The organism is Solibacillus sp. NPDC093137, assembly GCF_050280445.1.
GTDB lineage: Bacteria > Bacillota > Bacilli > Bacillales_A > Planococcaceae > Solibacillus > Solibacillus isronensis_B.
Map to the genome: position 1 here is coordinate 68,613 of NZ_JBNNVH010000005.1, position 14,951 is coordinate 83,563.

13 protein-coding genes are annotated in these 14,951 nt (G+C 36.8%); 5 read left to right on the forward strand and 8 right to left on the reverse strand.

Annotation, left to right across the window (positions count from 1 at the left end; genetic code table 11):
* Positions 1–127: 127 nt before the first annotated feature.
* Positions 128–1,747: a peptide ABC transporter substrate-binding protein gene (locus ACQKN3_RS15610; protein ID WP_251690769.1), complete on the reverse strand. Its 1,620-nt coding sequence runs from the start codon at positions 1,745–1,747 to the stop codon at positions 128–130.
* Positions 1,748–2,101: 354 nt separating this feature from the next.
* Here ACQKN3_RS15610 and ACQKN3_RS15615 point away from each other — a divergent pair, with 354 nt between their 5' ends.
* Complete coding sequence (locus tag ACQKN3_RS15615) at positions 2,102–2,659, forward strand: thioredoxin family protein (RefSeq protein ID WP_427713077.1); 558 nt, start codon at positions 2,102–2,104, stop codon at positions 2,657–2,659.
* 175 nt (positions 2,660–2,834) lie between these two features.
* Entirely contained in the window at positions 2,835–3,761 is a 927-nt protein-coding gene (locus tag ACQKN3_RS15620) for a diacylglycerol kinase (protein ID WP_251690767.1), read from the forward strand.
* 308 nt (positions 3,762–4,069) lie between these two features.
* On the opposite strand, the gene ACQKN3_RS15625 is transcribed toward ACQKN3_RS15620, so the two are convergent.
* Positions 4,070–5,755 (reverse strand): methyl-accepting chemotaxis protein, encoded by a 1,686-nt coding sequence (locus tag ACQKN3_RS15625; protein WP_427713080.1) that lies wholly within the window; start codon positions 5,753–5,755, stop codon positions 4,070–4,072.
* Between the two features lie 189 nt (positions 5,756–5,944).
* Here ACQKN3_RS15625 and rlmD point away from each other — a divergent pair, with 189 nt between their 5' ends.
* A complete protein-coding gene (rlmD, locus tag ACQKN3_RS15630; RefSeq protein WP_427713083.1) occupies positions 5,945–7,309 on the forward strand; it encodes a 23S rRNA (uracil(1939)-C(5))-methyltransferase RlmD in 1,365 nt (454 codons plus the stop codon).
* Positions 7,310–7,405: 96 nt separating this feature from the next.
* On the opposite strand, the gene ACQKN3_RS15635 is transcribed toward rlmD, so the two are convergent.
* Positions 7,406–8,092: a type 1 glutamine amidotransferase domain-containing protein gene (locus ACQKN3_RS15635; protein ID WP_251690764.1), complete on the reverse strand. Its 687-nt coding sequence runs from the start codon at positions 8,090–8,092 to the stop codon at positions 7,406–7,408.
* A gap of 74 nt (positions 8,093–8,166) precedes the next feature.
* Here ACQKN3_RS15635 and ACQKN3_RS15640 point away from each other — a divergent pair, with 74 nt between their 5' ends.
* Together ACQKN3_RS15640 and ACQKN3_RS15645 are read left to right on the forward strand one after the other, a co-directional pair.
* A complete protein-coding gene (locus ACQKN3_RS15640) occupies positions 8,167–8,526 on the forward strand; it encodes a MerR family transcriptional regulator (RefSeq protein WP_427713085.1) in 360 nt (119 codons plus the stop codon).
* A gap of 354 nt (positions 8,527–8,880) precedes the next feature.
* Positions 8,881–11,139: a prolyl oligopeptidase family serine peptidase gene (locus tag ACQKN3_RS15645; RefSeq protein WP_427713087.1), complete on the forward strand. Its 2,259-nt coding sequence runs from the start codon at positions 8,881–8,883 to the stop codon at positions 11,137–11,139.
* 85 nt (positions 11,140–11,224) lie between these two features.
* Here the strand turns inward: ACQKN3_RS15645 and ACQKN3_RS15650 are convergent, their stop codons facing one another.
* The 5 genes from ACQKN3_RS15650 to ACQKN3_RS15670 all read right to left on the reverse strand — a co-directional run bounded on the left by ACQKN3_RS15650 (position 11,225) and on the right by ACQKN3_RS15670 (position 14,738).
* Complete coding sequence (locus ACQKN3_RS15650; protein WP_427713089.1) at positions 11,225–11,941, reverse strand: dihydropteridine reductase; 717 nt, start codon at positions 11,939–11,941, stop codon at positions 11,225–11,227.
* Between the two features lie 200 nt (positions 11,942–12,141).
* A complete protein-coding gene (locus ACQKN3_RS15655) occupies positions 12,142–12,570 on the reverse strand; it encodes a MarR family winged helix-turn-helix transcriptional regulator (RefSeq protein ID WP_427713091.1) in 429 nt (142 codons plus the stop codon).
* 129 nt (positions 12,571–12,699) lie between these two features.
* Positions 12,700–13,329: a nitroreductase family protein gene (locus ACQKN3_RS15660; RefSeq protein WP_427713094.1), complete on the reverse strand. Its 630-nt coding sequence runs from the start codon at positions 13,327–13,329 to the stop codon at positions 12,700–12,702.
* 295 nt (positions 13,330–13,624) lie between these two features.
* Entirely contained in the window at positions 13,625–13,885 is a 261-nt protein-coding gene (locus ACQKN3_RS15665) for a hypothetical protein (protein ID WP_427713097.1), read from the reverse strand.
* Between the two features lie 163 nt (positions 13,886–14,048).
* Positions 14,049–14,738 carry a hypothetical protein gene (locus ACQKN3_RS15670; RefSeq protein WP_427713099.1) on the reverse strand — a complete coding sequence of 230 codons (690 nt, stop codon included), beginning with the start codon at positions 14,736–14,738 and terminating at the stop codon, positions 14,049–14,051.
* Positions 14,739–14,951 lie beyond the last annotated feature (213 nt).

Here is a 14,951-nt window from a genome sequence, read left to right on the forward strand (position 1 = left end):
CTATTTTGAAAATTCGATAAAACTGTGAAAGGGAGTGCCCGAAATATAATTTCGAGGCACTCCCTATTTACGATGATTTTTTGAGATTATATCGACCATCGTAGGGGTAAATACTAACTAGTTAAAATTACTTCACTTTAACGTATTTAAGGTTAATGTTACCTAAAGCATCTGGAGCCATATTTTCTACTTCATCAGATACAACGTTTAAGTTAGTGTTGTAGTAAATTGGTGCTACTGGCATTTCTTCCATAATTACTGCTTCAGCAGCCAATAATTTTTCCGTACGTTTTGCCGGATCTGTTTCAGTAATTGACTCATTTAATAATGCAGTGTACTCTTCGTTCGACCAGCCAGTTTGGTTATTGCCGTTTTCAGCAGAGTTATACATTTCTAGGAATGTATACGCATCGTTGTAGTCAGCGCCCCAACCAAGTCGACCAATTTGGTAATCGCCATTACCGATTTTATCTAAGTATACTTGCCACTCAGAGTTATCAAGTTTAACAGTAATACCTAAATTCGATGACCATCCTTGTTGAATGAATTGTGCGATTGCAGAGTGAGCTTCAGAAGTGTTGTATGAAACTTTTACTTCTAAATCTTTAGCGCTAGCTAAGCCTAATTCTTTCAGACCAGCCTCTAAATATTTCTTCGCTTCTTCGAAATCAGCATCTTTGAAGTATCCTTCATCATCGCCGAAGCCTTCTACAGAGTTTGGCACGATACCTAATGCAGGTTCTTGTTCACCTTTTACTACATTACTGATTAAGCCTTCACGGTCGATTGCCAATGCTAATGCTTTACGAATGTTTTCGTTTTGCATTACTGGATCTTCTGTATTGAACTTGTACCAGTAAATAGATGACATATCAGAAACGTTTAATTTATCTTCTGATTTTAAGCGGTCGATTGCATCAAGAGAGATTGTCCCGTAAGGAGCTCCTAGGAAATCAACTTCGCCAGCGTCAAACATTGTCATTTGAGTTGTTTCAGACTCAACCATTGCAATGTTTACTGTATCGATATCTACATTTTTAGTATCCCAGTAAGTATCGCTTTTCTCTAAAACGATATCGCCTGAATGGTTCCAAGTAGTTAAGTTGAATGCACCGTTCGATACATATGTATCTGCTTCTGTGTACCATTTTGGATCCGCTTCAGCTGTTGCTTTATGAATTGGATAGAACGTTTTGAATGCTGTTAATTCCAAGAAATATGGAGTTGGAGCGTTTAACGTTACTTCTAATGTTTTTTCATCGATTACGTTAATTGCAACATCTTCAGCAGTACCCTTACCGTTGTTGTATGCCTCTGCTCCTTTAATAGGATAAAGGATTGTAGAATATTCAGACGCATTTTCCGGGTTTAATGCCCATTTCCAAGCGTATGCAAAATCTTCAGCAGTTACTTTTTCACCATTTGACCATTTTGCGTCACGTAAAGTGAAAGTGTAAGTTAAAAGATCATCAGATAGTTTATAATCTTCAGCAGCAGCAAGAACTGGCTCGCCATCAACCATTGTTGTTAACCCTTCGAATGTGCTTTCTAAAATTGCACCAGAAGTTGTATCTGAAGCCAATTGTGGATGTAATGAAGGCGGCTCCGAAGTGATTAGTAAATCTAATTCTTTTTCACCATCTCCAGATGATGTAGATTTTGTTTCTTCTCCACCACCACAAGCTGCAAGTAATGCAGATAATGAAAGTGCTGTAGCAGTCAATGCGACCTTTTTATTGCGTTTCATAAATAACCCCTCCTAGAAAATCATGTAAATTAAATTTTCTGATAATTTTTTGATGCGTTATTTTAATATATCAGAATATTTATAAGAAATATATACTATATTAAAAATTTTTTATAGATACTAATAAGTAAGACGATTAAGAATATTTTTAATTATTTTACAATAATGTAACGTTATTTGAGCAAAAGAATTAGTTGCTTTAATATTCTCGAAAATAACAAAAATCTGCTATCTTATGCAATTTGTTTTGAAAATTTTGAATTGTATTATTGTGTAACAATTTTGACACATAAAGCTTTCTTTTTTTCTTTAAAACGTGCAAAATAGAAGAGAGAAATGAAAGGTGGTATATATATGAAAACAGAACAACAATATTTTGAAGAGAGCAAATCAATGAAGGAATATATGGATGCAATGTCTCAACTGAAAGAACAAAGCTTTGCGATTTATGAGAGCTTTGAACTTCCGGAAGATACAGCTTTTATTGAAAAGCTGAAAAATGCTAATGTCCATATTTTAGCGATTACGGAAGACTGGTGCGGTGATGCGATGATTAACAATCCAATCATCCGTAAAGTAGCAGAAGCGGCAGGTGTGGAAATTCGTACGGCCTTACGTGATGCGGATACAGATTTGATCGACCGTTATTTAACAAATGGCGGACGAGCTATTCCAATGTATTTAATTTTAAATGAAGCCGGGGAAGTAATTACTACATGGGGACCACGTGCACCACAATTACAGCAGCTTGTAACTGATTTACGTTCGACTTTACCGGATAAAGAAGATCCGTCATTTGAAGAAGCACAAAAAGCGGTATACGAAAATATGCGCGGACAATATGTAAATGATTCAAAGCTGTGGATCTACGTATATGAAGATTTTAAAAATAAAGTAAGTGCAGCTATTTAATTTTACTTAACCTGTTATTTTTACGAGTTCTTACTATATAATATAGTAGGAACTTTTTTCTATTTAATGCGTATTATTGAAGAGAATATCCTGGGTACTATTGTTGCTTTTCTAAAACAGACAGCAGTATACTTTGGACAGGATGAAAAATATAATTAATCAGGATGAGATCAATATGAAAAGAGCGAGAATTATATATAACCCAACTTCGGGTCGTGAAGTATTTAAGAGACATCTTCCGGAAGTATTGGAGAAACTCGAAATAGCCGGATATGAAACTTCATGCCATGCAACGACTGGTGAAGGTGATGCAACAAAAGCTGCAATTGAAGCTGTAAGACGAGAATTTGATGTTGTAATTGCAGTAGGTGGAGACGGTACGTTAAATGAAGTAGTGGCAGGTGTTAGTCAATGCGAAAAACGGCCAAAGCTTGGTTTAATTCCAATGGGGACGACAAATGACTTTGCAAGGGCTGTTCGTATTCCCCGAAATGTTGAAGAAGCACTAAACATCATTCTTGCAGGGGATACAATACCTGTCGATGTCGGTATTTTGAATGACGACCGCTACTTCATTAACATTGCTGCAGGCGGGCGAATTACCGAGCTGACATACGAAGTACCGAGCAGAATGAAAACGGTACTTGGACAAATGGCGTATTATTTGAAGGCAATTGAAATGATTCCTTCTATTAAAGCAACTCATATGAAAATCCAGATGGATGATGAAGAGTTTGATGGAAAAGCGATGATGTTTTTATGTGGCTTAACAAATTCAGTAGGCGGTTTCGAAAAAATAGCACCCGATGCATCGATTAATGACGGACTGTTTACAGTTATGATCTTAAAGGAATGCAATATTGCTGATTTCATACGTATTGCTTCACTCGCATTACGTGGTGAGCATTTATCCGACGAGCGTCTCATTTACCGAAAAGCTAGCCGTGTTGTCGTATCATCTGATCAGGAAGTGCATTTAAATCTGGACGGGGAATATGGCGGGGATGCACCAGCTGTTTTCCAAAATTTAAAACGGCATATTGAAGTATTCGTGCCAATCGATAAAATTCGTGAAATTGAAACAGATGAAGAAGTAATTTAACTAAAACTTGCAAGGGTAGTGGAATGCCCTTGTGAGTTTTTTAGTTTGGGCTGAGATGTTCAAATAAACCCAAAGAATGCTCTTATATCCTTTTAACATCTTCTAATAAAGTACACCATTGTTCTAAAATCCGTACCTTCTCATAAGAAAGAGCACTCTAACCCCCTGTAGAAAGCATCTTATCTAATATCTCCTTCAACTTTTCTAATAAACGAAAAGTTGTTCTAATAAACAATGAGAAACTTCTAAAAAACTCCACTTCAACAAGTGAAAACCGTTAAAGTGAAGGTAATTTAAATCAATTCATTCTACAATGTAAACTTCTCCATACTTTGTTGGAGCTGTTTGGCCTGATTAGCTAGTCGCTTAGACAGCTCTTCCATTTCAACGACAATTTCAGTTTGAAGTTGAGTTGCATTGGCTACTTGCTCTACGTCCGTCATCGTTTTTTCTGTACCTTGCGAAATTTCGATGACGGAAGCGGCAACTTCTTCAGAGCTTGCTGAAATTTGCTGTGATGTAGCAGAGATATGTTCTACACGCTCCGTTATATTGTAAATACTATCGGTAATCGTATGAAACGACTGACCGGCACGATCGATAATAACAACACCATCATTTGCACGTTTGAGACTGCTTTCCACCGCTTCGCCCACATTTTGGGAGTTGTGCTGAATCGTTTCAGTTAAATGTACAATTTCATTTGCCGACTTTTTGGATTGCTCCGCGAGTTTACGGACTTCATCTGCAACAACAGCAAAGCCTTTCCCATGTTCACCAGCCCTGGCAGCTTCAATGGCAGCATTTAAGGCAAGTAGATTTGTCTGATCCGCGATATCAGTAATAGCTTTTGTTATTGTACTGATTTGTCCCGACTGTTCGATTAAGACACTGGATAGGTTGGAAATCGATTGAGTCGATGCATGTACTGTTTCCATTTGCTGCATCGCTTCATCAATAATCTTTACCCCATCATTTGCAAACTGTGTCAATGTCACCGCACTACTATGCAGGTCCTGTGTTGCCCGTGCGATCGAGTTAATTCCCTGTGCAGTTTCATCTACAGCAAGCGCACTTTCATTTGCTCCAATTGTCATCGTTGCGGCTGTCTGTGCAGTATGCTCGATCAATTCTTTAATATGGGCTGTTTCCGAAGAAATCGTCCCGCTGTTTTTCATAAGTGCATCCGCCGAAGAGCTAAGCTGATTTGCATTTTGCTGAATGCTTATTAATAAGTCCTCAAAATTACGCTGCAATGAAATGAACGCATTCGACAGCATACCGAATTCATCTTTTGTGTGAACCGGTTTATGTAAAACTTTAATATTACCATCTGCAATTTGTTCCAGATCATTTGTAATGGATTGGAGACGCTGTGTAACGCCATATTTCGTATACACCATATAAAAGCCGATGACAATAAGCGTAATAATAATGAAAATAATCGACAAAATCGTAGAAAGTGAGATCATGTCTTTCGTATTGTTTACCACTTTATCAAGCTCTTTGTTTTCGATTTGTTCCACTTTCTCCGCAAGTTCGCTCGTGAATACGCTCGTATATGTATAATCACCGTTCACCATTGAAAGAGCGGATGAAATATCACGTGCCTGTACAGATGAAATGACCTTATCAATTTGCCCAGCGATTATTTCCGACTGATCCTTTAAGTTAGTAATAACCGGTGTCGCTTCTGCTAAAATATTCTCACCTTGTACCTCTTCAATTAATTGAACGAGGCTTTTTGTATGGCTGTTTAGAAAATCCAAGTTATTTTGAGAAGGGTCTACTGCATAGGCACGTGCATAAATCCCTTGGGATAATATGTGCTGCTGAATATCATTAATACGAGTAACCTGTGCCATCTGTACATCAACGGCTTTGGAAACTTCATCACCAATACGGAAAAACTGAACGGTTGCAAATCCGATTGAAAGCAGAAGTATCATCCCGATTAAAATAAAGCCTATATTAAGTTTTTTGCGAACTGACATGTTTTTTCTTCTCCTTGAAATTAATAGAATTATTAGAGCTATAAGGTAAATTATATAGGTAATACTTACTGAATACTAGAACAAAAGTAATAATTGGGATTAGTCAGAATGTTAGTGGAAAGTATAATAAGTGCAAAATATATGGAGCGTGGTACAATAAAGTGATTGAAATGAGAGGAAGAAATGAACATGTCTGCACCAATTAAAAAAAATGATCGTCAAACAGTTTATATAGAAGATTTAACACATGATGGCAATGGCGTCGCGAAAATCGATGGCTATCCATTATTTATACAAGGGGCACTTCCTGGAGAAACTGCCGAAATTCATGTTATGAAAACATTAAAAAATTATGGCTTTGCAAAAGTTATAAATATACTGGAAAAGTCACCTGATCGTGTAGAAGCGCCATGTGTCTATTTCTCGCAATGTGGGGGATGCCAATTACAGCATCTTTCGTATGAGGGACAATTAAAATGGAAACAAAATATGGTCGCAAATGTGATGAAGCGTCTTGGTAAAATCGATGCGCCTGTCCTTCCGGTAAAAGGGATGGAAGAGCCTTGGCATTACCGCAACAAATCCCAAATACCTTTCGCGCAAAACGAAGCAGGACAGATGGTGGCAGGCTTCTATAAAACGAAGTCACACTCAATCGTTGATATGGAACGTTGCTTAATTCAAACTGGGGAAGCCGATGTTGTTATGGCAGATTTGAAACGTGAATTAGAAATTTTAGGTGTGCGTCCATATGATGAAAAATCCCATCAAGGTATGCTGCGTCACGTGGTCGTTCGTAAAGGACGTGCAACAGGAGAAGTGATGGTCGTACTTGTTACAAAGTCTAAAAAGTTCCCGCAGACGAGCGCGGCAATCGAAAAAATCCGGGCACTTATTCCAAATGTCACTTCAATTGTGCAAAATGTAAATGGCGAAAAAACAAATGTAATTTTCGGCAACGATACATTCACACTTTGGGGCAAGGATACAATTGAAGATACAATCGGCAATGTCCGCTTTGAAATTTCGGCACGTTCGTTTTATCAAGTCAACCCGGTTCAAACAGAAGTGCTTTATAAGCAGGCACTCGATTATGCGCAACTGACAGGTAATGAACGCGTAATCGACGCATACTGCGGTATCGGATCCATCTCACTGTTTTTAGCCCAAAAGGCTGGTCATGTAATGGGTGTTGAAATTGTCGAGCAGGCAATCGAGGACGCAAAACGCAATGCCGCATTAAACGGTTTTACAAACACATATTTCGAAGCTGGCCCGGCAGAGGAAGTCATTCCCCGCTGGTACAAAGAAGGTAAGGAAGCAGATGTATTAGTAGTCGATCCGCCGCGTAAAGGCTGTGATGAAGCGTTACTGAGTACAATCATCGAGCAAAAACCGAAGCGTGTAGTTTACGTATCGTGCAATCCCGCAACCCTTGCGCGCGACCTCCGTATTTTAGAAGACGGCGGATATAAAACGCAGGAAGTACAGCCGGTCGATATGTTCCCGCACACGACACATTGTGAAGCGGTTGCTTGGTTGGAGTTAGTATAGAAATACAATAAAAAAGCTGTGCCAAAAATCCACATTGTATGGGGATTTTAGCACAGCTTTTTTGAGGTTAAAAAAAATTTTTTGAGTTAATTTGTATTAAAGTGATTTTAATAACTTAATTACATCTTTGGCAACTGCGCCACCTGATGCAGGATTTTGTCCTGTAACAATACGATTATCAGTTACAGTGAATACTGACCAATCAGCATCTTTTACGTAATTAGCCCCTTTACGAACAAGTTCATCTTCAGTTAAAAATGGAACGACTTTATCTAGTCCAACAGCAATTTCTTCTGTGTTAGTAAAACCAGTCACTTTAGTATTTTTAATTAAATATTCACCATCACCATTTTTAATATTTAATAATCCAACAACTCCATGACAAACAGCAGAAACAACACCACCGTTAGCGTGAATAGTGCTTGCAATGTTTTGCAGGTTTTCGTCTTCTGCGAAATCCCACATAACTCCATGGCCACCTGCATAATAGATAGCAGCATAATCATTTGGGTTAATAGAGTCAGCGGACAAAGTAGTGCTTAGTTTATTTAAGAAATCAGTATTTGTGTAATACTTCCAATCTAATTCGGTCATTTGTTCCGGTTGCAAACTATGCGGGTCGAGTGGCGTATAACCACCTTTAGGGCTCACATAATCAATTTCATATCCTGCTTTTTCCATTTCAGCTGCAAAGTGAACAGCTTCTCCTAACCATAATCCTGTTGCACGATCTAAATTGGGATACTTAGAGGTATTCGTTACTACTAATAATATCTTTTTCATTATACAATCTCCTTTAAGTTTGATACTATCAAGCTTATAGGTTAAACCATACTTTAAGTCAAGGAGGACACCTCGTGTATACAATTCAACAAGCGAGCCTCTTAATTGAAATACCTGCAAGTTCAATTCGATACTATGAAAAAATAGATTTAATTCCACCAATAAAAAGAAATGAACAAAAGCATCGAATATTTGATGAACAAGATATTGAACTTTTAAAATTAATTAAATGTTTTCGAAGTCTAGGCATGTCAATTGAGGATATAAGAGAAAATATATCAACGCTGAATTTAGAGCAGGAAGAGATTAATACACAAGCTATATTAATTCAGCACAAGGAAAAACTAGAAGAGCAAATTGGCATTTTAAATTCTTTTATTAGTGAAATTGATCAGAAAATAATTCCTGCATTATCAGATACAGGTTTAAAATAACGTTAAAAGATTAAGCTGAGTGATTCTAATACATCATTCGGCTTTTTTGTTGTTTTAAAATGAAAATATAACTTGTCAATATCATTAATTTACAGGAAGCATAATAACAAATGGGGATGAAAGAAAGCTGCCTTGAGCGTGACCTTCTTTAAAATATTTGAATGCTCCTGTTATTTCACTAAACTTGAGAAAATCAATAATATACGTTTGTGCTACAAAGAAGTTTCAAAAATATGTATTGTTATGGAATTTAAATTTATAAATATGTAAAAATATTGAATAATTTGAATTATATGTTACATAAATAATTCTGTGAGTTATTATTAAATTTATATTAATCAAGGAGGGGATATTGTGAAAAAAACCTTTTTATCAGTTATGTTAACGATGTCATTATTAGTCTCGTTACCATTTTCAGCTTTAGCAAACAATTCTACAAATGAGTTAGCAGTAAGTCAAGAGTCACGAGTAACCATTGATGCTTTTCTTGAAGAAGCTGTCACTGCTTTAACATTTCAGCATGCGTCAGACTATATGAGAGCAGAAGTCATCGGAAATTGGCTTGGTGATTATGAGTTCGAAAATACAAGCAACTATATTACTGAAAATCAGTCTGCACTTATTTTAGTAAAAGCACTTGGTGCAGAAACAAATGAGGAAACGCTCGATGATTATAGAAAAACAGCTGAAAAACTAGGCTTATTTAAAGGTATTTCGGATTTCCAGCCGATTACAAAAGCAAAGGTTTCCAAAATGTTTAGTAATGTAAAGCAATATCAAAACAAAGATATTAATAACACAGGGGTACAGGAAATCTCTGTCGAAGATTTTATGCGGAATCCCGGTAGTTTAGGTTATCAAATGTCTCCAGATGGCCAATACATCGCTTACGCTGCTGAATGGCAAAGTCGCTTAAATGTGTTTATAAAGAACATGGCTGATGAGAGCGAGCCTGTGCGAGTAACAAGTACAACTGATCGAGATATTGCGGGGCTTTTCTGGAAAGATAATAGTATGTATTATTTGAAGGATAACGGGGGAGACGAAAATTATCATATTTACTCGTCTACATTTAACGGTGCAGAAGAAAAAGATTTAACGCCGTACCCGAATGTTGTTGTACTTCCTATTGATTATTTAAAAGATGTTGAAGATGAAATTTTAATCATGATGAACAAAGAAGATGCAACGGTATTTGATGTTTATAAATTAAACTTAAAGACAGGTGCAACAAAGTTAGTAGCAAAAAATCCTGGGAATATTTTAAGCTGGATTCCCGATAGCAAAGGACAAATTCGAATGGCTGTAGCATCTGACGGTGTAGTAGGTGCTGTTTTATATCGTGAAACAGAAGAAGAGGAGTTCCAGCCCTTTATCTCGATTGATGCTGGTGAAACAGTTTCACCGCTAGGATTTTCTCGAGACAATCAATCTATTTATGCCGTATCTGATAAGGGTCGAGATAAAGCGGCACTAGTAAAATATGATTTAGAGGGCAAAGAAGAAGTAGTTTTCTCAAACCCACTCGTAGATATTTCAGGGGCTCTTTACAGCTCAACAAAAGATCAACTTCTTTACGCTGCGTATATCACGGATAAAGTTCACTATAATTTCTTCGATAGCGAGTTTGAAAATCTTTTCAATAAAATGAAAGACCAACTCGGTGTAAGTGCAAGTGAATTTGGAATTAACGATTACAATAAGGAAATGTCGAAATTTATCGTAAGTGTTTCAAGCGATACTGTGTATGGAAAGTATTATTATTATGACGCTGAAACAGAAACAATGACATTATTAGCAGAGTTAGGCTCATGGTTGGATGCTGGTAATTTAGCGGAGATGCGTTCTATTTCCTATGAAGCGAGAGACGGTCTAATAATCCATGGTTATTTAACACTACCAAAAAATAAAATAGCTGAAAATTTACCGTTAGTTGTCATTCCGCATGGTGGACCATGGGCACGTGATATGTGGGGCTTTAATAATGAAGTACAGTTATTAGCTAATCAAGGCTATGCAGTTCTTCAAGTGAACTTTAGATCATCCACAGGCTACGGTAAAGATTTCCTTGAAGCGGGCAACAAACAATGGGGATTAAAAATTCAGGATGATATTACAGATGGGGTTCAATGGGCAATTGATTTAGGCATTGCTGATGCAGAAAAAATCGGTATTTACGGTGCTTCCTTTGGGGGGTATGCAACTTTGGCCGGTATAACATTCACACCAGACTTATATGCCGCAGCTGTTGATTATGTAGGGGTTTCAAACATCTTTACATTACTGGAAACAATCCCTCCATATTGGGAAACACAACGAAATATGTTCTATGAGCGTGTAGGCCACCCTGAAAAAGATAAGGAACTGTTAAAAGCTGCTTCACCGGTTTTCCATGTCGATAAAATCAAAACACCTTTATTTGTAGCACAAGGGGCGAATGATCCACGTGTGAATAAACAAGAATCAGACCAAATCGTACAGGCACTTAAAAATAGAGGTGTGGAAGTTGAGTATATGGTAAAAGATAATGAAGGACACGGCTTTGCAAATGAAGAAAACCGAATTGAATTTTATAACGCATTGGTAGACTTCTTTGCGGAATATTTAAAGTAAACTATAAAAAATCTATAGAATATTAAAAACGGGGTTATCCGAAAAGCAGAATACTTTTTCGGATAGCCCCGTTTCATATAATTAATTAAATTGTAGATTCAACCGGGAAGAAATTAGGTAATTGTCGTTCACGTTTATCAAGGATAATTTGTTCCGGTTTGATTCCTTGCTCACGCAACACGTCAATGTTTTGCATAATAAACTCGTCGCTGCCGACAACATAAAATAGTCCGTCCTGATCTGCAGCAAGTTTTTTAGCTTCTTCATAGTAATCTTTTCGATTATCAACATACTGTGATGTGAAATTTTTATCAGGTGCAGATTCAAAAACATCCGTAAATAAGAAGTTCTTTGTTGAATCAATATTAAGAGAATGAATGCGATTGATGTTATCAGGGCGTTCCAAATAAGTAAGTACAAGCGGTCTGAACGTTGCAAGACCTACACCGGAAGATAATAAATAAATATTTTTATCTTCTCTTTTCAGGGGTACATTTGAATGGATTTTAAATAGTGCAACTTTATCGCCGACTTCGAGATTTCTTAAAATCGATTTAAATTCAGAGCACAGTTCTCTAATGCGAGTTGTAATTCCGACAGTCTGCTCATTTGGTAACGTGGAGATTGACATATGACGAACTAAGCTTTTATTTGGCTGATCACCAGCATTGAAACCTTCTAATGCAAGGTGTGTGTGGGCACCTTCTTCCCATGTAAAGCCTTCAGGAAGGTCGAGCAAAAACGTTTTAACTTCTGATGTTTCATCAATAATTTTGTTTATTTTCGTCCAGTATATTTGCATAAAACATTCTCCTTAAATAATGCTTATTTTCTTTATAGTTATAGTATATCACAGATGATAAACATTCTCATTTAAAATCATCCGTAATTACGTTAATTTATTGGAAACGCCAGTAGTAGAAAGGGTTATGAGAGCAATAAAAGAAGAACGATTTCCTGGATACAGAAAATCGTTCTTCTTATTTTATTATTATTCAACGATTAAAGCTTCTCTACATTATGATTTAAGCGTGTAAGAAATTGCTTAAGCTGCTGTAATTCGCTATCTGAAAAATCCTCATATAAATCATTCAGAAACTGATCTTTAAATATTGTGCAACCTTCAAGTAATGCTCGTCCTTTATCGGTAATCGTTACAAGAACTTCTCGGTTGTTTTTTGCATTGCGTTGTCGTTCCACATATTGCTGTTCTTCAAGCAGCTTTAAATGGCGCGTAATTGCAGATTGATCGATAGCTAAGGATTGTTGCAGGACCTTTTGTGTAACGCTTCCTTTTTTAATTAAAGAAACTAAAATTTCATATCTCGTCAAACTGACTTCTGTTCTTTTTTCAAAAATTTGCGTTACATGACGGTCTAATCTTTTTAACATCATGATCATCTGTTTTTTATCATCCAAACAAACTTCCATACTAACCCTCCTTACATTGATAACTCTTCGTTCTAGGTATCTATCCCTATATGGTAGCATTTCCATTCATTCGGATAAAGTATAAAAAATTTCAATTGAACATGTCAGGCAAAGGACCCTATAAGTCCATTAGCTAGAGAAACGAATAATTTGTTCGAATGGTAAACGAGATGAATTACGTGCTGGCATAGCAGCTTTTCCGATAGCGATTAAAATCATCGGAACCTCATTGGCAGGCAGCTCATATTTTTTAGCGAATGCTGCTTTATCAAAGCCGCCCATTATTACTGTGTCATAGCCCATATCCTTCGCTAAAAGTACGATTTGCATAGAAATTAAACCTGAATCCAAATGTGCAATATTACTGCGTTCAGCATCAGAAAAATTGCTGTACGATGCTTCGGAATTTGAAATCATCATATCTGCAATTTCACGTGGCATATAGCCCAACTCAACATTTAAATCATTAATTTGCTTGGCATTTTTATACATTTCGATATCGCCGATGACTGCAATAATTGCAGAGGATGTTTCAATTTGTTCCTGATTAAATCCAGCAATACGCAACTCTTTCTTCTGTTCAGCATCGTCAATAACAAGGAAGCGCCAAGGCTGCAGGTTACTTGATGATGGAGCTGTTGTTGCCTGTTGAAGTATATGTTGAATTGTCTCGCGAGGAATCGCAACACCAGGTTCATATTTACGAACTGATTTACGTTCTTCCATTAATTTTTCTAAAGCTGATTTTTGTTGTAACATTTTTTCACCCTTCTTTATCGAAATTAGAATAGGTTTTTATTTTAGTTGATTAGTCAATGATTGACAAGTCATATGTCTTATTCGAATTTGGATAGCGGAAAGATATAAAATAAATTAGCTCGCAGCAGCAAAGGAAGACCGAGTATAAAAATATACGAGCAGTCTTCTATAGTATTTAAATCAAATGTAAGGGGACTTATGGAATTCCCGCCAGGAGCTATTCGTTTTTTGGGGGGAGGTTAAAAAAATCATATGAAAAAGACAGGGGGAATAAATTCCTCCTGCCTAAAAATTCTTAATCTTGATATTCCTTATAGTGTTCGGATAATTGATTGTTCAAGCGTTCTAATTGAGTGATTTGTGAATGGGGAAATCCATCTATTTTCGTTTTTTGAGAACACATCCAACATGAACAGTGAATTTTCCCTTTTGCAAAATATCCGGTATAGCGAGCATGCCATCCAATTTGTTTCGCAATTTTAAGTTTCCGTTGAATGACTCTTTCTCGCTGATGTCGATAATAGGCTCGACTACGATTTTTAGTATGTGGTTTCATTACCATCAACTCCTTGGGTTAGGGCTCAGCCTGTAAAAGTCCCCCAAAGAATAAATTGGACCGTTACAGGCTGAGTATGATGGCAATAAATATTTTGTTAAGGTTCATATCAGTCACTCCTGGTTAAAATATTTATTTTAATTATACATTAAATGTTGTGTTATTAATAAGAGTTGTGTGGACACATAAATCGGTAAAAGAATTGCATTACAATTGCTGATGCGATCATATCGGACATAGCCAATGCCTCGGCTTCAATTTCATCAAACAATTCAATATCCGTTTGATAGTCTTTTTGAATCATTGTCACGGCTTCTTTTTTAGTTAACTCTAAATGTTTATAGAACATTTCCTGCAGTGCATCTTTATATAAGTATGGATTTAGATTGCTTAAAAATAAAACAATGTCATCCGCATTTTTATACCATTCTTTTTCTTTAGCATTCACCGTGTTTGTATCTCCTTTGATTGCTGCTGTTACAAGTTCGGCAGCAATGACTAGGTGAGCTTGAATAAGCTTAGCGTAGTAATCCGCAATTTGGTCACCATAAAATGGACGCAGACAATTGCCTAAGTCAGTTGCGTTTTGCAGGAGGCGCTTTTGGACAAATGGTAAATCAGGCAATTGGAACACAATGCTAATAATCGTCATTCTGGTCCAATTGACATGCTCCATCCAAAGTAATCGATTCATTGCCATATAGTCTGCCTCTGTTTTACTTATACAACGCTGATCAAGATTGCTCTGTTGCCGAGTTAAAAAATGACGAAGCGGTGCAGTATATTGGGAAAAGGGTTGCGCATAGGAAGCGCTAAGCGGATAAGTAAAACCATTTGTATAAAAAGGATACACTCATACCATTCCTCTCAACTTTTAGATTCAATAGTAATATGAATTTGGGCTTTTTTATTAGCATACTCATCCGCATCGGCGTTTGTGAAAGTGTTCGAGAGGATTTCATGTTAGATTCAATGGGGAAGCGCAAATTGGCAAGATGACGCAACCGAATTGCGTGAAATTTACAGCAAAGCTTTTAGATAAACAATGGGATAGAAATTTACTTTC